The organism is Pseudofrankia inefficax, from assembly GCF_000166135.1.
Taxonomy (GTDB): domain Bacteria; phylum Actinomycetota; class Actinomycetes; order Frankiales; family Frankiaceae; genus Pseudofrankia; species Pseudofrankia inefficax.
The window spans coordinates 4,424,712-4,445,795 of record NC_014666.1; the positions used below are offsets into that span (position 1 = coordinate 4,424,712).

The following is a 21,084-nucleotide window of genomic DNA, read 5'->3' on the forward strand; positions in this document are numbered from 1 at the left end:
TCGTCGGGTGGTCACACTGCCGTGCAGCGGGCGTGGACGTCCCCGAAGCCGGGCCTCGCAAGATCGATGTCGATCGGGCCGGTGATGACGGGGCGGTCGAGGATGCACTGCTGGTGCGTGACGGTGTCCAGGACGTAGAGCTGCTGACCGCCGGTGTACATCGCGCCGCTGTCCCAGTGGTCGGCGCCCGTGCTGGTGACGACCGCGAACGAGGCGATCCGGTAGCCGGTGGACGAGTGCGCCTCGCCGCCGAAGATCGTGATCCGGGCGCGGCCCGCGGCGACGGGCCGGCCGCCGTCCGTCAGCCGGCCGCCGAAGTGCGTGGTGCCCGGATCGGCGAGGGTGGCCAGGGTGATGCGGCCCACGGGCGGCGAGTACGACCAGCCGTTGGCGTAGTGGTCGAACCGGCTCACGTCGAACCGGGGATGAACGTACACGGAGTCGAGGTCCACCTGTGGGTAGAACTCGACCGACAGGGCGCTGGCCCGTGCTCCCCAGTTGGTGGTCAACATTCCGCCGTGCACCAGATCGGGCTGTGTGTTGCCCATGAAGTAGCCGTGCGGGAACAAAAGCCCGCCGCCGACGGGGAACCGGGTGTAGGTGGCATAGCTGCTCGGGGTCTGGCAGGCGTTCACGAACGTGTCGCCGGTGCCGTTGGAAGGATTGAAGTTCTGGCAGGGCAGATACTGGTTGGAGCCGGACCCGAACACCAGGTCGACGCCGACGGCACCACTGATCGGCACCGGATTTCCGTACCGGTCGGTGTATCCCTCGAACGGAATTGCCACGCCGTTCCCACGGAAGGGATTGATGGCGTACTGGGTGGTGTCGGCGGCCAGCGCCGTGCTGGGCAGCAGGACGAGAAGGGCGACCGTGGTCACCAGCAGCGGCAACGACCTGCGCAGCATCGCGGTCACCGGCGACGTCCTCCCCTTTCGCGCGTCCGAGGTCGGTGACGAGTACATGCGAAAGGCTCGGGCGCCTGGCCGCACTTCCACTGCTGGACACCGAATCATCGGCCTGACGCCATCTACGCCGTTGAAGCGGTCATGTCCGGCTCGCCCGGCCGGGAGATCGAGATCGAATTCAGCCGTCGCCACCCGCGCAGCATAGCCACCTGGGCGCACGTGCATCGCCCGTAAATCACGGCGGCCGAGCCTGCGATCAGGAGATGTTGAGGCCCGGTGCCGGCTGGTCAGATTCAGGCCCGGCACCGAATTGGCGGGCTTGGCCATTTTTGCTGGCGCGGCCCCGGTTACCTGGATATGAAGGTCGTGACCGTACCCGAATCACTGGTGTCGGTGACTGTCCGGGAATTGCCGGAGGGGCTCGGGTTCAATCCCGTGGATCGGTGAAACGGTTCGCCGCCGCCAGGCGCTGGCCGGTCCGGCGCCCGTACGGGTGACGCGGAGGGTCGGGCCGGCAGGAGCAGAAACGCCAGGACGGCGGCCAACGCGAGAAGCAGTCCGCCGACGCCCACGGCGGTCGCGTACCCGGCGGCGGCGCTGGCACGGGCGTCGCCGTGGTGATGACCGGCCACGGTGATCGCCACCGTGGCCAGGGCGGCCAGACCGATCGAGCCGCCGATCTGCCGGGAGCTGGTGATCAGCCCGGCGGCCATACCCGCCTCGGCCGGGGCGACGCCCACCGTCGCGGCCGTCCCCATGGGCACCACACACAGGCCAATGCCGATGCTCGCGACGGTCGAGGGGCCGAGGATCGAGACGACGAAGCTCCCGTGTACGCCGAGCGTCGCGGCGAACCAGCCGAGTCCGACCGCAGCCAGGGCGCCGCCGCCGGCCAGGAGCAGGCGTCCTTCCACCCAGGCGACCAGCCGGGAGGCCAGGGTCGAGCCGAACGGCATGCCGGCGCAGAACGGCAGGAACGCCAGCCCCGTGGTCGCCGCCGAGTAGCCCAGCACCTGTTGGAGATAGAGCGAGACGAAGTAGAAGGCGGTGAACTGGCCGGAGAACAGAAGCAGCACGAAGACGTTGGCGACGACGACCGAGCGATGGGTGAGCAGCCGCGGGCGCAGCAGCGGCGCCGGCGCGCGGGTCTCGACCAAGGCGAACGACGCGAGAAGAGCCAGGGCCAGGGCGAGGGTGATCAGGGTGGTCGCCGACCCCCAGGGGTGGGTGTCCGTGCGGACCACCGCGAGGACCAACACGGAGGTTCCCGCTGTGACCAGCAGCGCGCCGGGCGCGTCCAGTCGCGGAGGATGGCCGTTCGCGCGGTCGGCCGGGATCCCGCGCAGCGCCGCCACCAGCACGAACGCCACCATCGGCACGTTCAGGAACAGCACGATCCGCCAGTCCGCCCACTGTGTCAGCACGCCGCCGGCGAGAACCCCCACCGCGCCACCGACCGCGGCCGCGGCCCCCCACAGCCCGAGTGCCCGTGCTCGGGCCGGTCCGGCCGGAACATGCACGGAGATGAGGGTGAAGGCGATCGGGGCGAGAACGGCCGCACCGACGCCCTGCGCGGCGCGGGCGGCGATGAGCTCGGCCGGATTCTGGGCGAGCCCTCCGGCGAGGCTGGCGACCCCGAAGACGACCAGCCCGGCGAGTAGCGCCCGGCGCCGTCCAATCTGGTCGCCGATCCGGCCCCCCAACATGATCAGGCCACCGAACGTCAACGAATAGGCATTGATCACCCAGGTCAGGTCGCCGGGGCTGAAGTGGAGCGCCGAGCGGATGTGCGGCAGCGCCACGTTCACCACCGACGTGTCCAGGGCGACCATCGCCTGCACCGACAGCACGACCACGAGCAGCCACCTGGATGATCGGGCCCGCTCGTGCGGGGTGGTCGGCTCGGCTGAGCGGGAGTCGGTCATACCCGCTTCTCCAGCCGCGATCCGGCCCGCAGCGCGATGCTCATCAGGTCGCTCGGGGCATCCAGCTCGAAGCGGTGCCAGCAGTTCCGTGGTACGACGAACCCCGTCCCCGCCGCCAGCGTGACAGCCCGCTGCGTCTCCGGCGCCCCGTGCGTCTCCGGCGAACGCAGGTACAGGCGCGCCTGGCCGACCAGGACGCAGACGCCCTCGTCGCTGCCGGGATGGATCTCCCAGTGGTCGCTGTGCACGTCCTGGTCGGTCTCGGCGTGCGTGACCGCGACCGTCCAGCCTTCGTCGTCGGCATCCATGCGCCGCTCCTCGACGGTGATGGTCCCCTCGGGGCGCAGGCGCAGTACGGCGGTGAACAGGTCGACGGGTGTGCCATCCATCGGCGGTCTCCTGGTTGAGCACGAGGGAATGTCTGGGGCGCTGGCCGACGGGCCGGAAGCGTCTCGATCACGGCACCCCGACTTTAGGAACATGTTCGAAAAGTAGCTCGATGCTCGATCGGATGTCGAGAGCGGGGCGTCGGAACGTGACCCAGGACACTCGGTCGGGCCGCGGGCGGGCCGGGGCATGATGGGCGCGTGAAGCCCTCAGTGCCGCCGGCCCCGGCACCCGGACGGATGGGACGCCCACCCCGCACCTCCCGCGTCGAGATCATGGCCGCGGCCCGCCACCTGATCGACCGGGACGGCTGGGAGAAGCTGACGATGCGTCGGCTCGCCGCCGAGGTGGGCACCGCGCCGACGACGCTCTACCACCACGTGCGCGACAAGGACGATCTGCTCACCCAGCTACTGGACGACTACGCCGACCGGATGCCTCGCCCGGCCATGCCCCTTGACCCGCGCGAACGCGTCATCACGGCCGCGACCGTCATCCGGGACACGCTGGCCGCCTGGCCCTGGGTCGTCGAAGTGCTGACCCGGGACGACCAGGTGGGCCGCGCGGCACTGTGGATGGTCGAGACGGTGCTCGCGGGCGCGGTCGAGTGCGGATGCTCCCCCGAACAGGCCGTCGACCTGTACCGGAGCATCTGGTACTACACCGCCGGCGAGATCCTCATCCGGGCCACTCGCGGCCGTGACAGGCCGGACAGCTCCCGCCCGGGCTCGCGGGACGACCGGATCCGGGCGGTCGACGCCGCCGAGCTGCCGCACCTGGCGGCGTTGGCGGACCGTTGGGCCAGCCTGACCAGCCGGGACACCTACGCCCTGGGCCTGCGCAGCCTCGTCGACGGATTCCTCCAGGCCCTGTGAAGGCAACGGTTCGTCCACCACGGGTTCCGTAGAGTTGCGATCAGTGGCGCGGGTCCGGAAGGCGGTGGGTGGTGGTCCGCTCGTTCAACACGACGGGGCCGTGTGTGCTGAGCGATCACTACATGATCCCGGCCTCGGCGCGGCTACCCGAAGTCCCTGATCTCGTTGAGCACAGCAAGTATTTCGTCTTGCACGCTCCCCGCCAGACGGGCAAGACGACGGCGCTGCGTGCGCTGGCAGCCGAACTGACCGCGGGTGGCCGCTATGCGGCCGTGGTGCTGTCGATGGAGGCTGGCCAGCCTTGGACGGACGATATCGGTGCGGCGACTCGAGCGATCCTGACGGGCGCCGGTCGAACGGCACGAATCAACCTGCCGGCCGATCTGCGTCCACCGCCCTGGCCGAACAGCTGGGACGAAGGCCTGCTCTCGGACGCGTTCGCCGTCTGGGCGGAGGCCTGTCCGCGTCCGCTGGTCCTTTTCCTCGATGAGATCGACTCTCTGGGCGGGCGCACCCTGCTCAGTGTGCTTCGTCAACTGCGTGACGGTTTCGCCGACCGCCCCACCGGTTTTCCGGCGTCGGTGGCGCTCTGTGGGCTACGCGACGTCCGTGACTGCCACTCCCGTGAGATCGCTTCGCGATCCCTCGGGTCCCCGGAGGTGGCATCTGGTGGCGACCCGACCACCCTGACGTCGCCGAGTCCGTTCAACATTGCGGTGGCGTCCCTGCGGCTGAGTGATTTCACCCTTGATGAGGTCCAGGAACTCTACGGCCAGCACACGACGGAGACCGGTCAGCGGTTCACTCCGCAAGCGGTGGAATATGCCTATGCGTTGACGATGGGCCAGCCGTGGCTGGTCAACGCTCTTGCCTACGAGATCATTAATCGCATGGCGGTCCCGGCGGCGAGGTCGATCACTAACGACGATGTCGACGAGGCGGCCGAGCGGATCATCGTGGCGCGGGCGACCCATGTGGACTCTCTGCTCGACAAGCTCCGAGACCGTCGGGTACGGCGGATCATCGAACCCATCCTCGCCGGCACGGAGGTTCGCTTCGACCCTTTCGCCGACGACCTCGCCTACACCGTGGACCTTGGCCTGGTCCGACGGACCGCCTCGACGGTGGAGATCGCCAACCCCATCTACCGGAACGTGATCACCCGAGTTCTGGCCGACGGACTCTTCGAAGGCGTCGTCGGAGCGCCTCAGTCGCGATCGTTCGTGCTGCCCGACGGGCGACTCGACCTGGACGGGCTGCTCGCGCGTTTCGCCGAGTTCTGGCACAACAGCGAGGACCTCCTCCAGGCCGACGTGCCCTACCGAGAGGTGACCCCGCACGTCACCCTGCTCGGCTATCTTGACCGCGCGATAAATGGCAGCGGTTTCGTCGACCGGGAGTACGGCGTCGGCCGCGGCGCCCTCGACCTGCTCATCCGCTGGAACCACACCGGACCCGAGGGCAAGCCCGTCGTCCAGCGCCAAGCCCTCGAGGTCAAGACCCACCGCCCAGGCGACCCCGACCCAACCTTTGCCGGTATCAGCCAGCTGGACGGCTACCTGCTACGCCTCGGCCTCCCCGACGGCCATCTTGTGATCTTCGACCAGCGCCCCGCCGAACGGAAACGCGTCGCCACCGAGCTTGGCGCCCAAACCACAACGAGCCCCAGCGGGCGAACCATCACGACTGTGCGTATCTGACGGGCCTGCCACAGCCCGCGGAATTGAGCTCGGCCAGGAACCTTGGTCAGCCGGCGAGGCCGAGGTCGCGCAGCGCCTTGCGGTAGGCGACGCCGAGGGCCCACATGCCCCGACCAAGTCTCCGGGCGCGGGCGGCCATGGAGCGAGGCCGCTGAACCGTATCGGTCCGGCGCGGTGAGCTGCTGGTAAGTCGAGGAGCTGATCGAGGGTGTCGTCGGTCAGGACGCGGGCGGTCCATGCCGTTAGCCAGCGGGGCGATCCGCTGCTGCGCGACCAGTGAGTCACTGCGCACGGGATGTAGTCGAGTATTTCATCGTTGAGTGGTCGTAATGGTGCGTATTGTCAGGTGGCAGGCGGTAACAGGCTATGAGCGTAGGGGAGTCTGTGGAGAGCACACCACCTGGCACGTCGGCACCTGCCTGGGCCGCGGCCTTCTCTCGTCTCGACTCGCAGGACCCCCGGACGATCAGCGGGTATCTGCTCAGAGCCCGGATCGGCGCGGGCGGGATGGGCGCGGTGTATCTCTCCTACACCCCCGGCGGGAGGCCCGTCGCCGTCAAGGTCGCTCGCCCGGAGTTCGCCTCCGACCCGGAGTTCCGCCGCCGCTTCGAGAAGGAGGTGAAGATCGCCCAGCGCGTTCAGGGCCTCTACACGGTCCCGGTCGTCGACTTCGATCCGAATGCGACACTTCCCTGGCTGGCCACGGCGTACGTGCCCGCGCCCTCGCTCGCCTCAGCTGTGGCGCGGCAGGGTCCGTTGCCCAAGGAGACCGTACTCGTGATGGTCGCCGGGGTTGCCGAGGCACTGCAGTCCATCCACGCAGCCGGGGTCATCCACCGTGATCTGAAGCCCGGCAACGTCCTGCTCGCCGCGGACGGACCCCGAGTCATCGATTTCGGGATCTCGCGAGCAGTCGAGGCCACCTCAGCGGCCTTGACGGCAACCGGCGCGCGAGTCGGCACACCCGCCTTCATGGCCCCTGAGCAGGTGCGCGGAAAGGTCCTCGGGCCGGCCGGCGACCTGTTCTCTCTCGGTTCCACCGCCTACTACGCGGTGACGGGTGAGTTCCCGTTCGGCGGGGACGCGGCGGTCTTCCACCGCATCACGCAGGAACAGCCCGACTGGGAGAGCTGCCCCGACGAGCTGCGACCGCTGCTGGAACGCTGCATCGAGAAGGACCCGGAGTCCCGGCCCACCCCCGCCGAGCTGATCGAGATGTGCCGGGCGGCCTCCACCGACGAACGGCTGCGCATCGGCGACGGCTGGCTTCCCGCGACAGTGCACGCCGACCTCACCCGCTACGCGCTTACCGAGGCGGCGCCGTCCCTGGCAGTAGATCCGACGCCGGCTCCTACGCCAGTAGCGAGTCAGCCGATGGCCGGGCCCGCCCCTTGGCCGTTCCAGCCGCCCGTCCCGCCGCAGCAGGGCTACGTCCCACGACAGCAAGGCTACGTGCCGCCGCTGCAGGTCCCCCGCCCGTGGTCACCAGCCGTGCCGCCGCACCCGCGCCGCCCGTTCCGCTGGACCTCGCCGTTGGTTCTGGGCGCGGTGGGCGGCGCGTTGGTACTGGTCCTCCTGATCGTCCTGATCGCCAGCCTGGGCAACGGGGCGGGCGGCGGGGACAACGCCACCAACCGGCCCGGCGCCACGACCGTCGCCGCCCCGCCGTCGGACGGAGCCGGCGCTGACGGCGGAGCCGCCAGTCCGTCCAGCTCGGCGGTCGTCCAGAGCGTGCCGCCCGCCCCGCTCGACAGCTATCTCGCGGATCTGGATGTCGTGCAGCGTGATCTGGGATATGCCGGCAACGAAGACGCGGGGGATGCCACGATCAGTGGCGTTACCTACGTCCACAGCGTGCGGCTCACCGCCCGGTACGGCCCGTATGACGGCGACAGTAAGGTTTCCGTATACGTGGAATACGATCTCGGGCGCCACTACGCCCGGTTCCGCGCGACCGTGGGACTCGCGGACCAGGCGACGAGCGGCACGGTCTACGAGATCGCAATCGCTGGCGACGGCCGCTCGCTGTTTTCACGGACTGTCCAGCTTGGCGACTCCGTCCCCGTCGACCTCGACATCACCGGCGTCCTGCGACTACGCCTGACCTTGACCAAAGTGCAGGCCGACACCGAGGACAGATCGGTCGCCGTATTCGGCGACGCTAGGATCACCGCCGGCTAGCAGGCACGAGTAAAGGGGCGGACGTGCTGGTGACGGTACATTGCTTCGTTATCCGCCATGCGACGCGGGAACAACCGCCTGAGTATCTAGCCTGCCGGGGCGCAGAACCCAGAACCCGGACGTCACGGTCTCAGCAGACTGATAACCCGTGGCGGTGACCCTACCGGCCCCTTCCGCCGGCTGGACCGAGGACGCACTGCGGCTGAACGCCGTCTGCCCGTACTACACAATGTTTCCACTGGATTTTCCGCTCCAGCACCTTGCCGCTCGTCCCGGCATCAGTCGCGTGCTCGACCCATTCTGTGGGCGGGGAACGACGCTGTATGCGGCCCGCCTTGCCGGTGTGCCCGCCGTCGGCATCGATATCAGTCCAGTCGCGGCTGCTATCGCCCAGGCCAAGCTCATCGAGATCACACCCCGTGCGGTGGTCCGTCTTGCTCGGCAGATTCTTGATGGTGGACAACACGGTGACGCACCTGAAGGTGAGTTCTGGCGTTGGTGCTACGAGCGGGAGACGCTGGTTGAGCTGGTCGCATTGCGCGGTGCGCTTATGAAAGCTGAGACACCGACGGCCGCGATGCTGCGGGCGGTGCTGCTCGGTATTCTTCACGGCCCGCGAAACAAGAGACTGCCTTCCTACCTGTCGAATCAGATGCCACGCACGTACGCGGCCAAGCCGTCCTACGCGGTGACCTTTTGGAAGAAGCGTGGTCTGGAACCCGCGCGAGTCCCGGCTCTCGAGGTCATCGAACGGCGGGCCGGATACCTGCTGGCCGCGACGCCGCCTCCGTCTGGTGGGAAGGTTTATCTCGGCGACTGCGCCGAGACGCTGAGTGGGCTGCGCCAGCGCTTTGACCTAGTAGTCACATCCCCTCCCTACTACGGCATGCGTACGTACATGGCGGACCAGTGGCTGCGCTCCTGGTTCCTTGGCGGGCCGCCGGACGTTTCCTACGGCACCCAGGGGCAGATTGCCCGTCAGCCGAACCAGGACGCGTTCGTCCAGGCGCTCGCCGCCGTATGGGCGGCCGCGGCGCGGCGCTGCCGCCAGGGCGCCCGGCTCGCGGTTCGCTTCGGCGCTCTGCCCTCGGCCAGCGTCGACCCGGAGAAAATGCTGGTGCGATCGGTGAGAGCGGCGAAGGCAGGCTGGATCGTCAGGGAGGTCCGACCCGCCGGCACGCCGCCGAAGCGCGTTAGGCAGGCGGCGCAGTTCGGCCGGGCGGGCGCCGCCGTCGACGAGGTCGATGTGGTGGCCGAACTGATCGGGCTGCCTCGGTAGGCGGGTGGTGTGACCATTTCCCGTCGTTCGCCGCCGGAATGTCGGTGTTTCGTGCCATGCTGTGCTTACGCGGCGACAAACCGCTCGTCCGTGACGGTTCGGGTGCGCCGTTGGGGGACATATGTTCGACGCGGACCAGATTGGCCAACTCAGGCGCCTGATCGGGGAACAGGTCGAGGCCGGTCGTGCGGAGCTCGACACGCTGGTCGAACAGACGCGCGGCATGAAGGTCACGGCGATCAGGCCCAGGGTCGCGACGTCGGTGGCGTTGATGGCCTCCGACGGAGGCAACAACAAGGTCGCCTTCAACCCGTTCTACCTTCAGGTCATCCGCGTGGTCGACTCCAATGGCAAGGAACTGTGCCTGGAAGTCGTCTCCCCGTTGTCGGACATCGCGGAGCTCGGGCGGCGCCAGTTCGACGAGAGCGGCAGCCCGCGTACCGCGCTGGGCCGGATGATGAACGATCTGGGGACCCAGAGCCTGCGCGAGCTGTCTCCCATGATGTCGGGGAGATCGCCCAGCTGGGTGCTCGTGTTCCGTGACCTATGTGAGTGGGCCACGCTGTATGACCTCGTGTGCTACCGCGACTACGCGGCCGATACGCTGATTGTCCGCGACGGCCTGCTACGCAGCAAGATTTTCCATGGCGACCTGTTCGTGCGGATGGGCGAGCGGATATACGCCGCCATCGAGCGGGTTCGTCGCGAGGACCGGCGCCGGATCTGGCTCGTCGGGCTCGCCAAGAAGACCCAGGTTCTGGAGTACTATCGGCTGGCGATCTCATTGTGCGGCGTGTTCGACAACGGCGTGCCCTGCTTCTCCAGGGTTCCCGAGACGATGCTCGAGAAGGCATACGTCTGGGATGAATACACCCGCGACGTGAGCGACGACTCCCGGGGGGAGAAGCCGAAATTCAGCATCGGTTCGATGTATTTCGTGCGCTTCGGCCCGTATTCCGGAGACCCCATCTGGACTGTCGACCTGATGGCCCGCCAGGATGGGGATGCGCAGGCCATCTTCGGATACCTGCAGGCTGACGCGGTCGCCGGCTTCCCTATTCCATTCTACCCCGACTGCATCCAGCAGGCCGACGCGTTCTCGCGTGTCGCGGACCTCGACCTTGATCTCATCGAGGATCACCTGGTCGACGCCATCCGCGACCAGGTCGGCGGCGCGAAGGCCCCGGTCGTCGACGCCCTTCGGCTGGCCTCCGACGTAGCGGCCCGCCGCTACGAGTAAGCCGTCCCTGCCTGGTCCTTTGACCTGTGGAGAGCGAACCGCCATGACCCTGTTCGACCCCGCCAAGGTCATCGGTACGTTCCGCGGCTTCGCCGAGAGCGGTTTGGAGTTCCACGCCGACCTCGTCCTGCCGCACCACGACGACTTCCAGACGACGGCCATGCACGGCCAGTTCGTCCTCGTCCAGCTCGAGCACGAGCGCGAGGCAATCCTCGGACGAATCACCACCATCGCCTCCCAGGGGCGACTGGTCTCCCCGATTGGCGAGGACTACGCCACGCGCGCGGTACGTGACCGGCGGCCCATCCCGGACGAGCTGCGCGAGCGCTACCTGAAGTACAAGGTCGATATCCGCATCCTCGGCGTACTGCGTGAGGAGGGTGACAAGCACATCTTTGTACCCAGCCATCGCCGTCTGCCCCAGGTAGGCGCCCAGGTCGCGTTCCTGTCTGACGACCTTCTCGCCGAGGTCGTGAACGCGAATGACGTCTCCGACGGCTCCGTGCCCATCGGCTATCTCGCCTTCGGCGAGTTCGTCTACGCGGGAAACGACCCGAGGGCCGGCGACGATCGGGCCTGGATGCGCATCCAACACCCAGTAATCACGCCGACCTTCCAGATCGAGAAGCTCATCGCGCGGCGCAGCTTCGTCTTCGCGCGTGCCGGCTTCGGCAAGTCCAACCTCGTCAAGCTGCTGTTCTCGGCCCTCTACAAAGGGATGCCCACCGTCCCGCGAACCAGCGGAAGGGCACCGGTCGGCACGGTGATCTTCGATCCGGATGGCGAGTACTTCTGGCCCGACTTCAAGGGCCGGCCCGCGCTGTGCGACGTGCCGCACCTGCGCGACAAGATCGTCGTCTTCACGAACCGCAAAGGCCCCAGCCCGTTCTATGACTCCTTCGTCGTGAACGGGGTCAAACTGAATATCAAGGAGCTGCCCCCGGCGCGGGTCCTGGGTATCGCGCTCCCCCCGGAGCGGCAGGACAACCAGAATGTGATCAAGCTCAAGGCGCTGGATCGGCCCAGGTGGGGCCAGCTCGTCGACCTGATCCACCGCTACAAGCTCGCGGTGGACCCTGCTGAAGTCAACAGGATCCTCGACGTCGGAACCAGGGCGCTCGGAGAGGCGGAGATCGGAGCCGCGATCAGCAACATGACGCGTGTCGTAGGCGCCCTGCACGACCCCGGAAGCCAACTGCTGAGCACCCTGAAGGACTGTCTGGCCCAGGGAAAGCTGTGCGTGGTCGACATCTCGCAGATGCGCGGCGCCCAGGGACTACAGCTCGCGGGCGTGATCCTCGGCGACATTTTCGAGCACAACCAGAACCAGTTCACCGAGGCCGAGCCGCACACAGTTCCGACCATCGCGGTCATCGAGGAGGCCCAGTCGGTCCTCGGCGGTGCCAGCCAGCGCGAGGATGGCCCCTTCGTCTCCTGGGTCAAGGAGGGCCGCAAGTACGACCTCGGCGCCCTGCTCATCACGCAGCAGCCCGGCAGCCTCCCCCACGAGCTTCTCAGCCAGGGCGACAACTTCTTCGTGTTCCACCTGCTCTCCCAGGGCGATCTGAGCTCTCTGAAGAAGGCCAACGCGCACTTCTCGGACGACCTGCTGGCCACACTGCTCAACGAGCCCCTCGTCGGGAACGGGATCTACTGGTCCAGCGCACCGGGCAGCGACCAGCGATCCCGCACGTACCCGATCCCCGTACGTGTCTTGAGCTTCGAGGGAGCCTACGAAAGGGCTGATCCCGACTACAACATCCCGGCCCCCGATCACTTCGCCTCCCGGGCACGCGCGGCGGTCGAGGCACGCCGCGGCGAGGCTCAGGCAGCGGTCGCCCGTCTGCCCGCCCGCCGCGGCGGCGAGACCGCTGTCCCGGGCGACACGGCAACCCCCGGCGACGACAGCGACATCGCGATCGCGCACCTCGCCGAAGACAGCAACTTCCAGCGGCGAATCAACAGCCCGACAGGAATCAAGTGGGGTCATATGGCCCACATCCTCAAAGAGAAGGCGCCCGATCACGTGAGGCGCGCGGGCCCGGCTGCCCAGTTCCAATGGGGAAGGGAGCTGGTCAAGGTGGCGCTGGAACGGCTGTACGGGAACAGGTGGTCCAGCGACAACCGCCTGGACGAGAACGGCAGGCCGACCGTGTTCGTAAGGCTCAGCAATCACGTGCCGACGACGGACGGGGCCGGCGAGCGCGAGGCGCCGCCGGTGCCCCCGTGGGCCGACGACGAGCCCCCTTTCTAGGATCGCGTCGCTCCGGCGCTGATGGTCGGGCGGGTCGAGCGTTGCCGGGTGGCGGCGACTGCGGTCAGCCGGCGAAGCCGAGGTCGCGCAGCGCCTTGCGGTAGGCGACGCCGAGGGCGTCGAAGGCGCGGTGTGCCTCGGTCGCGGCGAACACCCGCGCGGGGCGCTGCGACTCGACGATCGCCTTGTCCGGCGCCCAGATGCGGTCTTCGACCGCCTGCAGTCCGGCCCCGTCCACCAGGACGTCCCCATGCACGGCCGGGTCGAACGCGCTCATCCAGTACAGGCGCAACGTCGTCGCCGAGGTCGGGGCGCTCACGGAGAACATGACGCTGCCCGGCCCGTTCGCGCCGCCCAGCCAGACCGCGAACGGCAGCTCGATGCGGTACTGGAAGAACGTCTCCCCGACGGGCCGGCGGCCGTCCGGGCCCGGCTCGGCGACCGGGTTGACGCTGGGGTAGCGGTAGTCGGCCTCGACGGTCCAGTCGGTGCGGTGGACCGCGTACGGCTCGACCGCCAGCACCTCGGCGTTGCCGAACGTGTCGGTGTGCAGGACCGAGAAATGGCCGATGTCGCAGAAGTTCTCGACCTGGCGGGCCGCCTGGCCGGTCCAGTCCTGGACCGTGCCGACGTAGCTGGGCCAGCCGAGGTCCTCGATCTGCGGGAAGCGGGGGCGGGGCCTGGCCTGCTGGGTCTCGTCGACCAGGCAGGCCCAGACCAGCCCGGCGGCCTCCTCGACGCGGACCGGCCGCGCGGCGATGACGTCGGGGATGTTCTGGCCTGGCTGCTGTGGGATGTCGACGCAGCGGCCCGCGCCGTCGAACGCCCACGCGTGGTAGCCGCAGCGCAGCCGCCCGGCGGGGTCGACGGCGCCGCCGGACAGCGGCACGCCACGGTGCGGGCAGCGGTCGACCAGTGCGGCCACGTCGCCGGACGGCCGGCGCCACAGCACCAGCGGGACCTCGCACAGCTCGGCGTGCGCCGGCGCGGCCCTGACATCCGTCGACCGCGCGACCGGATGCCAGTAGCGGGCGGCCGCGGCGAGAAAGGCTTCGTCCAGCACCGCCTCGGTGACCGGGCCAGACCGCTCGGACTCGAGTCCCACTCTGTTGTCCACGCCGTTGACATGCTGGCCGCGCGCTATGCGATCTTGGCCTGAACCCGCAGGCGACAAGGCGGCGCCGGAACCTTCGAGGTAGTCGTGCAACGCGGCCAACGGAGCGGGATCGACGACGGTCACACCCTGGACCGTAGGTATGCCGGATTGCGGCCGCATTGCGGTTCAGCAAACGTCGGCGAGCCTCGCGCACGTCCGGGTGGGGGTGCGGCGCGAAACTGTCGGACCCGCGTTGCATCATCGCGGTATGACCCAGGGCTCGTCCGCGATCTCCTCCGGCTCCCCGTCCTCCGGCTCGCAGTCTTCAAGCTTGCTGTCCTCCGGCCAGCCGGCTGTCGACCCGCCGCCGTCCGACGAGTCCGCGGCCGGCGTGGCCACGGAGCAGCTGAGCCGGGCGGAGCTGGAGGAACGCCTGGCCGGGTATCGCGGCGAGCTCACCGGCTACTGCTACCGGATGCTCGGCTCGCCGTTCGAGGCCGAGGACGCCGTCCAGGACACGATGGTCCGCGCCTGGCGTGCCCTCGACCGGTTCGAGGGCCGGTCGTCGCTGCGCACCTGGCTCTACCGGATCGCCACCAACGTGTGCACGGACGCGCTGGCCGGCCGGACGCGGCGGGCCAGGCCCGTCGACCTCACCGGGCCGTCCGCGCCGACGGACGCGGTCCCGGCGCCGCTGCCGGAGGCGACCTGGGTGCTGCCGGCACCGGACGCCGCCGTGCTGTCCGGCGGCGCGGCGGGCGGCCCGATCGATCCGGCGGACCAGGCCGTCGCCCGCGAGTCGGTCCGGCTCGCCCTGGTCGTGGCCCTGCAGCGGCTCGCGCCACGCCAGCGCGCTGTCCTGATCCTGCGGGAGGTGCTCGGCTGGCCGGCCGCGGAGACCGCGCAGCTGCTCGACACGACCGTCGCGTCGGTCAACAGCGCCCTGCAGCGGGCTCGGGCGACGCTCGCGGCCAGCGACGTCACCGCCAGTGACCCGCTGCGTCCCGCCGACGACCAGCAACGCGACCTGCTGGCCCGGTACGTGACCGCGTTCGAGAGCTACGACATGACAGCCCTCACCGCGCTGCTGCGCGACGACGCGACCCTGACGATGCCGCCGCTGGAGATGTGGATGCGCGGCCCGCAGGACATCGTCGGCTTCATGCTCGGGCATGGCGCGGTCTGCCGGGACTCCCGGCTGGTCCCGAGCCTGGCCAACGGGAGCCCGGCCTTCGGCCAGTACCACCGGGCGGCGCCGGGGGAGGCCGAGCTGCGAGCCGCCGTCACCGGCTCCGAGGTCCGGCCGCTGCCGGCGGAGGCGCTGGACGGCGGCTACGTCCCGTGGTCACTGATCGTTATCGACGTCACGGACGGGAAGATCGCCGGTCTGCACCACTTCCTCGACACCGACCGCCTGTTCCCGCTGTTCGGCCTGCCCCCTTATCTGCCAGCCTGATCCGTGGTCCGGCCGGACGCTCGCCGGTCCGGGCGGTCGACGCGGCGCCCAGCGGGAACGCTCTGAGCGAGCCAAACCCCGACTGATGGCGGTGAGCACGATGACGAAGACATGGAACGTAGCTGTGACGTTGACCGAGGAAGGCGGTCGCACCAGGGCCGAGGCGCATCTGCACGGCACCGGAACCAGCCAGCTGGGCCTCGGTTTGGCGGGCATGGGCGGCGGTGAGCTGCGGGCCAAGGGCCTGGCCCGGTGCCACCCGAACGACGCGGACGTCCCGGCGATCGGCGACGAGGTGGCGGTGTCCAGGGCCCTCTCGGACCTGGCCCATCAGCTGCTCGACGCCGCCGCGCGCACCATCGAGTCCCGGACCGGCGAGCGGGCCTACGTCCTGCCGTAGCCGCCGGTGCCGCGCCCGCCGGGGTCGCCGGGCTAGCGCCTTGCCGGCGGTCGGCCCGAGACCGGGGTCGCTCAGACGCGCAGTGACGCGGGCTGGCCGCGGGTCGGCAGGCCGACCTTGTCGGGGACGACGCGGTCGATGCCGTCGAGGAGCCGTTCCGACGGCTCGGGCCACCACCGGCCGGTCGGCAGGCTCTGGAGTGCGCGGCGCAGCTCACGGGCGTCGGAGCGGATCGGGACGACCCGTGCCGGCGCCGCCGCGGCGAGGACACCGAGGTACCAGTGCCGGCGGGTCTCGGGCCAGCCGTCCGGGTCGAGCAGCACCAGGCTGTCGGGCAGGTCGACCTCGCCGCGGCGGAACCGGGCGACGGCCGCCGTGACCGCGACCTCCAGGTCGCCGACGGCTCCCGCCTCGTCGTAGCGGGCGGTCCACGCGGCCGCGACCTCGGCGAGCGGGTCGGCGTCATGGACGACGTACGGCGTCGCGGCGCCGCGGCACTCCTGCCAGGCGGCGGCCGCTCGCGCGCCTGGCGGCAACGTGTCGTCGGCGAGCACGAGTGTCACGTTCGCCGCGCCGGTGAGCGAGGTCAGCACTGACCGCGCCACCTGGTCCGGTGAACCGGCCGGGTCCGGCCCGACGACACACACCACGGTTGAGGAAACCCGATGCACACCGCGACGCTACGCCTCGCCGGGCCACCGCCGGCGCCCGCGGCGGGCGCGAAAATGCGGCTGAGTGATCGTCAAAGCGCGGGTACGGTACCGCTGTGCTGGACGCAGACGGATATTTTCCCGCCGAGGTCGCGGACCGGTATGACGCCGACTCGGCGGATCGGTTCGCGCCCGCCGCGGTGGATCCAGCCGTCGACCTGCTGACGGAGCTCGCGGGTGACGGGCGGGCCCTGGAATTCGGGGTCGGCACCGGGCGGATCGCGCTGCCGCTGGTCCGCCGGGGCGTCCCCGTCCATGGCATCGACCTGTCGACGGCGATGGTGGCTCAGTTGCGCGCCAAGCCCGACGGCGCGGCGGTCGACGTCACGATCGGGGACTTCGCGACGACGGTCGTCGGTGGCACGTTCGCGGTCGCCTATCTGGTGTTCAACACGATCAACAACCTGACGACGCAGGAAGCCCAGGTGGCGTGCTTCCGCAATGCCGCCCGCCACCTCGCGCCGGGCGGGTTCTTCGTCGTGGAGGTCGGGGTTCCGGAGCTGCGGAAGCTGCCGCCGGGGCAGACCGTCGTGCCGTTCCAGGTGGGCGCCGGGGCATGGGCGTACGACGTGTATGACACGTCGACCCAGTTTCTGAGCTCGAACTATGTCGAGGTCGCCGCCGGGCGGGGTCGGTTCCGCGCGATTCCCTTCCGTTACGTCTGGCCGGCGGAGCTCGACCTGATGGCCCAGCTCGCCGGCCTGCGCCCGTACGCGCGCTGGGAGGACTGGGCCAGACGTCCGTTCACCCACGAGAGCCCCGGCCATGTCTCTGTCTGGCGTCGGCCGCAAACCGACTAGGAACGGCTCAGGCGGCGCCGGCGGCGGAGCTCGCGAGCTGGCGGCGGGCTCGGGCATCGAGCCAGTCGCCGGCGCGGATGGGGGTGAACCGGGCCGGGTTCTCGGCTGTGACGCAGGTGGGCACCGGCTCGACGAGGGTGGCCGGGTAGGCGTCGACGAAGTAGGCGACGCTGCGCCGCACGACCGGTCCGGTGGTCTGGGACGGCGGGGGCAGCACCCGGTGCAGGGTCGAGGTCCAGCGGTCGTTGGTCCACATCGCGAGCAGATCGCCGATGTTCGCGACCAGCTGGCCCGGCTCCGGGGTGACGGAACGCCATTCGTCGCCCTGGCGGATCTGGAGGCCGGGGACGCCGTCGGTCCACAGCAGGGTCAGCACCCCGAAGTCGGTGTGCGCCCCGCGGCGCAGCTGGCCGGGCAGCGGGTCGGGGGCGCCGGCGGGCCGGGCGTAGAAGTTGGCGCGGGTCGAGACGGGGGCGTCGGCGAGCAGGTCGACCAGCCAGTGCTCACCCTGGCCGAGCGCGAGGCTCATCGCGCCGAGGACCGCCTCGGCGACGCGGCCCATCGCTGCCTCATAGTCGCGGTAGGCCGCCTCCCAGCCGGAGGGTCGGGCCGGCCACACGTTCGTCGGGTACCAGGCGCGATACCGGTCGAACCGGGGTCCGGCGGCGTCGGAGCGGCTGAAGCTCATCGCCTCGAACAGGTCCGGCGGCGTGGGATTGTCGGCGGTATAGGCCGACGCCTCCTCCCCGAACGCCGTGTAGCCGATGTTGTTGCCGTCGGGCTCCTTGGGGAGCACCATCGCGAGCTTCTCCGCCGGGGGCAGCGCGAAGAACGCGTCGCAGCCGGCGACCCAGCCGTCCATCACCTGGTCCGGGAGGCCGTGGCCCTCCAGGAGCAGGAAGCCGGTCTCCCGGCAGGACCGGTCGACGGCGGTGGCGATGGCGCGCCGGGCGGCCGGGTCGCCGGACCACCAGCCGCTCAGGTCGACCGGTGTGTCGTGGATCGAGGACCTGCGCTCAGGCATCGAGGGCCGCCGAGACCGTGTGGTAGCCGAGCTCCTTGCGGGAGATGTGCTCGCCGGCGATGACCGGGCTGTAGTCGGGCCGGCCGGCGACGACGGGAAGCGCCGGCGCGACCAGCGCGTCGGGGTTCGGCTGCTGGAAGTAGGCGACGGAGGAGCGGCCCGTCGCGGCGCCGTCGGCGGAGTTGACGACCCGATGCGGGGTGGCCGGCAGCAGGCCGCCGGTCCAGCGCTCCAGCATGTCGCCGATGTTGATCACCAGGGAGCCGGGGACGAACGGCACCTGCCACCAGCGGCCCTCCGCGAAGACCTCCAGGCCGCCGGGCTCGCTCGGCCGGTACAGCAGGGTCAGCGCGCCGTGGTCGGTGTGCGGCCGGTTGCGCAGCATGGGGCTGCCGGACACGCTGCCGGCCCGGGGCGGGTAGTGATTGGCGGCGAGGTTGTTGAAGTGCCGGTCGAACTTGTCGGCGAACCAGTCCTTCGGCAGGCCGACGCCGAGCGCGACCAGTTCGAGCAGCCGGTCGCCGAGCGCGGTCATCGCCCGGTAGTAGTCCTCCCAGACGCCGCGCAGCGACGCCGGCCGGCTCGGCCAGAGGTTCGGCCAGCGCCACAGCCTCGCCTGGGCGCTGCCGTCGGGATAGTCGTCGACTGGCTCCAGCTGGTTGATCAGGAGCGATTCCATCATGTTCGGGGCGCGGACCGGCCCGGAGTCGTCGGGCACCGGCTCGTAGCCGCGGATCACCTCGGGTGCGGGGAAGCCGACCTCCAGCTTCTCCGCGAGTGGCAGCGCGAAGAACGCCGCCGACTCGGCGCAGAACCGCTCGAACAGGCCGAGGTCCACGCCGTGGCCGGTGATGACGGCGAAGCCGGTGTGCCGGAACGAGGCGACGAGCCGCTCGGCGACGGCGGCCTCGCCGGCCGCGCTCACGCCGGCGCTGCCGGTGCCGATCGCCGCCGCGACGTCGAGGACGGTGACCGTCGCGACGCCGGCGCTGGTGTCGCCGTCCGTCGACCGGTCCTCAATGAAGATCGCCGACGGAGCCGGGAGGCCACTGTCGTCCATTGCTCGCTCCTTCGCGGTTTGGTCGGGTGCGGTGCGGCGATCAAGAAGTGGGTCGGGGCTGCCCAGGCTTTCGGGCGGCCGCCGGCGACGGCTGATCGCCGGGCGGCCCGCCGCCGCGCCGCGTTGGGGTGCGGGGGCGGCGGCGGGCCGGGGCTGTCACGACTTGGCGATGCCGATCTTGGAGAAGTCGACCTCGAAGGCGCCGATGTTGTGCGCCTCGGCGATCCCTGTGATCCACTTCTGGGCCAGGATCCAGTCGTTGTTGTTCGACAGGTGGTAGTAGCAGCCGTTCTTCGTGTACTCCTGCGCGGCCTTCACGTAGAGGCTGGTGTCACCGGTGGCGACGGCCTGGTCGAGGGTCGCGTTGACCGACGGCACGTCGCACTGCAGGAAGTCGATGCCGCCGGACTTGTCCCAGAAGACGTGGCCCCACATGTAGGGGTCACCGCCGTCGGGGCCGTTGGAGGCGTCGATGAACGTGTCGGGGCCCTTGGTGGGGTCCTCGGACCAGGAGAAGACCTGGTCGGTGGTGTAGCCCTGGACCTTCGCGTCGAGGCCGTCGGCCTGCAGCGCGGCGGCGATGATGTTCGCCATCTTCTGGCCGTTGGGCTGGTTGGTCTGGAAGCCGACGGTGAGGCTCTTGTCGGTCGCGGTCTTCGCGTAGGCGGCCATCACCGACGGGTCGTAGGTGATGTCCTGCTTGTCCGTGCCGGCGGGCAGCATGCCGCGGGCGTAGCTGGTGGTGGCCGGTGTGGCGAACTTGTCGCCGAGGACCTGGGAGACCAGCTGCTTCTGGTTGATCGACTGCAGGTACGCCATCCGGGCCGGCTGGGTGGCGAAGAAGTCCTTGTTCGGGTTGGTGGTGATCTGCGCGGTCGCCATCATCGGCAGGAAGTAGTTGTCGACCGGGCGGCTCGCGTAGCGCGGGATCGCCGAGGACGGCAGCGCGTTGACGAGCAGCTGGACGTCACCCTTGTCGAACGCCAGCTCCAGCGCCGAGACGTCGGTGTAGACGGGCAGCCGGATCGTCTTGAACGGCGACGTGCCACCCCAGTACTTGGCGTACTGCGTCAGCACGTACAGCCGGCCGACCTCGGCGGTGGTCAGCTCGTACGGCCCGGCCCCCAGGTCGTGGGTCTTCAGGTAGGTCTGCGCCTGGTCGGTGCCCGCGTGGTCCTTGAGGCCGGTGGGGGAGAGCATCTTCGGGCCGAACGGCGAGGCCAGGTAGTTCAGGAACGCCGAGTTCGCCGACTTGAGGTGCACCACGGCGGTCAGGTCGTCCGGGGTGTCGACCGAGGCCACGATCGCCGCGAGGTAGGCCGGGCCCCCGTTGATCGACGCCATCCGGGCGATCGACGGCATGACGGCCGCCGAGGTGAACGGGGTGCCGTCGTGGAACGTCACGCCCGAGCGCAGGTGGAAGGTGTAGGTGAGCTTGTCGGCGCTGACGTCCCACGAGGTCGCGAGCTGCGGGGCGATCTTCACCTGGTCGGTGTTGGGGGCGTAGGTGACCAGGCCGTCGTAGACGTTCTTCATGATGGCGATGCCGTTGCCGGCGTAGAAGGTCGCCGGGTCGGGTGGCATGCCGATGTCGCCGAGCAGGCCGACGGTGAGCGTGCCGTCGGTCGGCGGCTTGCTGGCCGGGCTGGCCGAGGACGAGCTGCCGCCGCCGCAGGCGGCGAGGGTGGCCGCGAGCACGGCCGCGACCGCGGCGGCCGCGGTTTTGGCCGCGCGCCGTCCGAGGGTGCGATTCATGGGTGAAGGTCCAATCAGACGAGCGGAGGGCGGA

General features: G+C 69.8%; 17 protein-coding genes. 9 read left to right on the forward strand and 8 right to left on the reverse strand.

What is annotated here, in order from left to right; translation table 11 throughout:
- Positions 1 to 11 precede the first annotated feature (11 nt).
- The 3 genes from FRAEUI1C_RS17890 to FRAEUI1C_RS17900 all read right to left on the reverse strand — a co-directional run bounded on the left by FRAEUI1C_RS17890 (position 12) and on the right by FRAEUI1C_RS17900 (position 3,222).
- Positions 12 to 908 carry a hypothetical protein gene (locus FRAEUI1C_RS17890; RefSeq protein ID WP_232425522.1) on the reverse strand — a complete coding sequence of 299 codons (897 nt, stop codon included), beginning with the start codon at positions 906 to 908 and terminating at the stop codon, positions 12 to 14.
- 347 nt (positions 909 to 1,255) lie between these two features.
- Positions 1,256 to 2,833, reverse strand: a complete 1,578-nt coding sequence (locus tag FRAEUI1C_RS17895) for an MFS transporter (RefSeq protein ID WP_013424731.1) — start codon at positions 2,831 to 2,833, stop codon at positions 1,256 to 1,258.
- Positions 2,830 to 3,222, reverse strand: a complete 393-nt coding sequence (locus FRAEUI1C_RS17900; protein ID WP_013424732.1) for a cupin domain-containing protein — start codon at positions 3,220 to 3,222, stop codon at positions 2,830 to 2,832. The genes FRAEUI1C_RS17895 and FRAEUI1C_RS17900 overlap by 4 nt, the downstream gene beginning before the upstream one ends.
- Before the next feature lie 198 nt (positions 3,223 to 3,420).
- Between FRAEUI1C_RS17900 and FRAEUI1C_RS17905 the strand changes: the two genes are divergently transcribed.
- The 6 genes from FRAEUI1C_RS17905 to FRAEUI1C_RS17930 all read left to right on the forward strand — a co-directional run bounded on the left by FRAEUI1C_RS17905 (position 3,421) and on the right by FRAEUI1C_RS17930 (position 12,749).
- Entirely contained in the window at positions 3,421 to 4,095 is a 675-nt protein-coding gene (locus FRAEUI1C_RS17905; RefSeq protein ID WP_198318595.1) for a TetR/AcrR family transcriptional regulator, read from the forward strand.
- A gap of 71 nt (positions 4,096 to 4,166) precedes the next feature.
- On the forward strand, positions 4,167 to 5,795 hold the full coding sequence (locus FRAEUI1C_RS17910) for an AAA family ATPase (protein WP_013424734.1): 1,629 nt from the start codon (positions 4,167 to 4,169) through the stop codon (positions 5,793 to 5,795).
- 366 nt (positions 5,796 to 6,161) lie between these two features.
- On the forward strand, positions 6,162 to 7,976 hold the full coding sequence (locus tag FRAEUI1C_RS17915; RefSeq protein ID WP_013424735.1) for a protein kinase domain-containing protein: 1,815 nt from the start codon (positions 6,162 to 6,164) through the stop codon (positions 7,974 to 7,976).
- 148 nt (positions 7,977 to 8,124) lie between these two features.
- Complete coding sequence (locus FRAEUI1C_RS17920) at positions 8,125 to 9,255, forward strand: site-specific DNA-methyltransferase (protein WP_013424736.1); 1,131 nt, start codon at positions 8,125 to 8,127, stop codon at positions 9,253 to 9,255.
- A gap of 121 nt (positions 9,256 to 9,376) precedes the next feature.
- Positions 9,377 to 10,495, forward strand: a complete 1,119-nt coding sequence (locus tag FRAEUI1C_RS17925; RefSeq protein WP_013424737.1) for a hypothetical protein — start codon at positions 9,377 to 9,379, stop codon at positions 10,493 to 10,495.
- A gap of 43 nt (positions 10,496 to 10,538) precedes the next feature.
- Positions 10,539 to 12,749 carry an ATP-binding protein gene (locus tag FRAEUI1C_RS17930; RefSeq protein WP_013424738.1) on the forward strand — a complete coding sequence of 737 codons (2,211 nt, stop codon included), beginning with the start codon at positions 10,539 to 10,541 and terminating at the stop codon, positions 12,747 to 12,749.
- A 64-nt stretch (positions 12,750 to 12,813) separates the two neighbouring features.
- Here the strand turns inward: FRAEUI1C_RS17930 and FRAEUI1C_RS36425 are convergent, their stop codons facing one another.
- Positions 12,814 to 13,854: a Rieske 2Fe-2S domain-containing protein gene (locus FRAEUI1C_RS36425; RefSeq protein ID WP_013424739.1), complete on the reverse strand. Its 1,041-nt coding sequence runs from the start codon at positions 13,852 to 13,854 to the stop codon at positions 12,814 to 12,816.
- A gap of 259 nt (positions 13,855 to 14,113) precedes the next feature.
- On the opposite strand from FRAEUI1C_RS36425, the gene FRAEUI1C_RS17940 reads away from it, so the two are divergent.
- On the forward strand, positions 14,114 to 15,301 hold the full coding sequence (locus FRAEUI1C_RS17940) for a sigma-70 family RNA polymerase sigma factor (protein ID WP_157734973.1): 1,188 nt from the start codon (positions 14,114 to 14,116) through the stop codon (positions 15,299 to 15,301).
- A 100-nt stretch (positions 15,302 to 15,401) separates the two neighbouring features.
- Positions 15,402 to 15,701: a DUF1876 domain-containing protein gene (locus tag FRAEUI1C_RS17945; protein ID WP_013424741.1), complete on the forward strand. Its 300-nt coding sequence runs from the start codon at positions 15,402 to 15,404 to the stop codon at positions 15,699 to 15,701.
- Between the two features lie 71 nt (positions 15,702 to 15,772).
- Here FRAEUI1C_RS17945 and FRAEUI1C_RS17950 read toward each other — a convergent pair whose 3' ends face one another.
- A complete protein-coding gene (locus FRAEUI1C_RS17950) occupies positions 15,773 to 16,294 on the reverse strand; it encodes a hypothetical protein (protein ID WP_013424742.1) in 522 nt (173 codons plus the stop codon).
- Positions 16,295 to 16,467: 173 nt separating this feature from the next.
- Between FRAEUI1C_RS17950 and FRAEUI1C_RS17955 the strand changes: the two genes are divergently transcribed.
- Complete coding sequence (locus tag FRAEUI1C_RS17955) at positions 16,468 to 17,211, forward strand: class I SAM-dependent DNA methyltransferase (RefSeq protein WP_013424743.1); 744 nt, start codon at positions 16,468 to 16,470, stop codon at positions 17,209 to 17,211.
- Positions 17,212 to 17,218: 7 nt separating this feature from the next.
- Here FRAEUI1C_RS17955 and FRAEUI1C_RS17960 read toward each other — a convergent pair whose 3' ends face one another.
- From FRAEUI1C_RS17960 to FRAEUI1C_RS17970, 3 genes are all read right to left on the reverse strand, one after another.
- On the reverse strand, positions 17,219 to 18,235 hold the full coding sequence (locus FRAEUI1C_RS17960; protein ID WP_013424744.1) for an isopenicillin N synthase family dioxygenase: 1,017 nt from the start codon (positions 18,233 to 18,235) through the stop codon (positions 17,219 to 17,221).
- The gene (locus FRAEUI1C_RS17965; RefSeq protein ID WP_013424745.1) at positions 18,228 to 19,295 is read right to left on the reverse strand and encodes an isopenicillin N synthase family dioxygenase; all 1,068 of its coding nucleotides are present in this window, start codon (positions 19,293 to 19,295) and stop codon (positions 18,228 to 18,230) included. The genes FRAEUI1C_RS17960 and FRAEUI1C_RS17965 overlap by 8 nt, the downstream gene beginning before the upstream one ends.
- A 156-nt stretch (positions 19,296 to 19,451) precedes the next feature.
- Positions 19,452 to 21,050, reverse strand: coding sequence for an ABC transporter substrate-binding protein (locus FRAEUI1C_RS17970; RefSeq protein WP_013424746.1), 1,599 nt, complete (start codon positions 21,048 to 21,050; stop codon positions 19,452 to 19,454).
- Positions 21,051 to 21,084: the final 34 nt, after the last annotated feature.

Coding starts and splice junctions, on each gene's coding strand:
- FRAEUI1C_RS17890 (WP_232425522.1), bottom strand. CDS start 908: ATGCTGCGCAGGTCGTTGCCGCTGCTGGTGACCACGGTCGCCCTTCTC.
- FRAEUI1C_RS17895 (WP_013424731.1), bottom strand. CDS start 2,833: ATGACCGACTCCCGCTCAGCCGAGCCGACCACCCCGCACGAGCGGGCC.
- FRAEUI1C_RS17900 (WP_013424732.1), bottom strand. CDS start 3,222: ATGGATGGCACACCCGTCGACCTGTTCACCGCCGTACTGCGCCTGCGC.
- FRAEUI1C_RS17915 (WP_013424735.1), top strand. CDS start 6,162: ATGAGCGTAGGGGAGTCTGTGGAGAGCACACCACCTGGCACGTCGGCA.
- FRAEUI1C_RS17925 (WP_013424737.1), top strand. CDS start 9,377: ATGTTCGACGCGGACCAGATTGGCCAACTCAGGCGCCTGATCGGGGAA.
- FRAEUI1C_RS17930 (WP_013424738.1), top strand. CDS start 10,539: ATGACCCTGTTCGACCCCGCCAAGGTCATCGGTACGTTCCGCGGCTTC.
- FRAEUI1C_RS17940 (WP_157734973.1), top strand. CDS start 14,114: ATGACCCAGGGCTCGTCCGCGATCTCCTCCGGCTCCCCGTCCTCCGGC.
- FRAEUI1C_RS17945 (WP_013424741.1), top strand. CDS start 15,402: ATGACGAAGACATGGAACGTAGCTGTGACGTTGACCGAGGAAGGCGGT.
- FRAEUI1C_RS17960 (WP_013424744.1), bottom strand. CDS start 18,235: ATGCCTGAGCGCAGGTCCTCGATCCACGACACACCGGTCGACCTGAGC.
- FRAEUI1C_RS17965 (WP_013424745.1), bottom strand. CDS start 19,295: ATGGACGACAGTGGCCTCCCGGCTCCGTCGGCGATCTTCATTGAGGAC.
- FRAEUI1C_RS17970 (WP_013424746.1), bottom strand. CDS start 21,050: ATGAATCGCACCCTCGGACGGCGCGCGGCCAAAACCGCGGCCGCCGCG.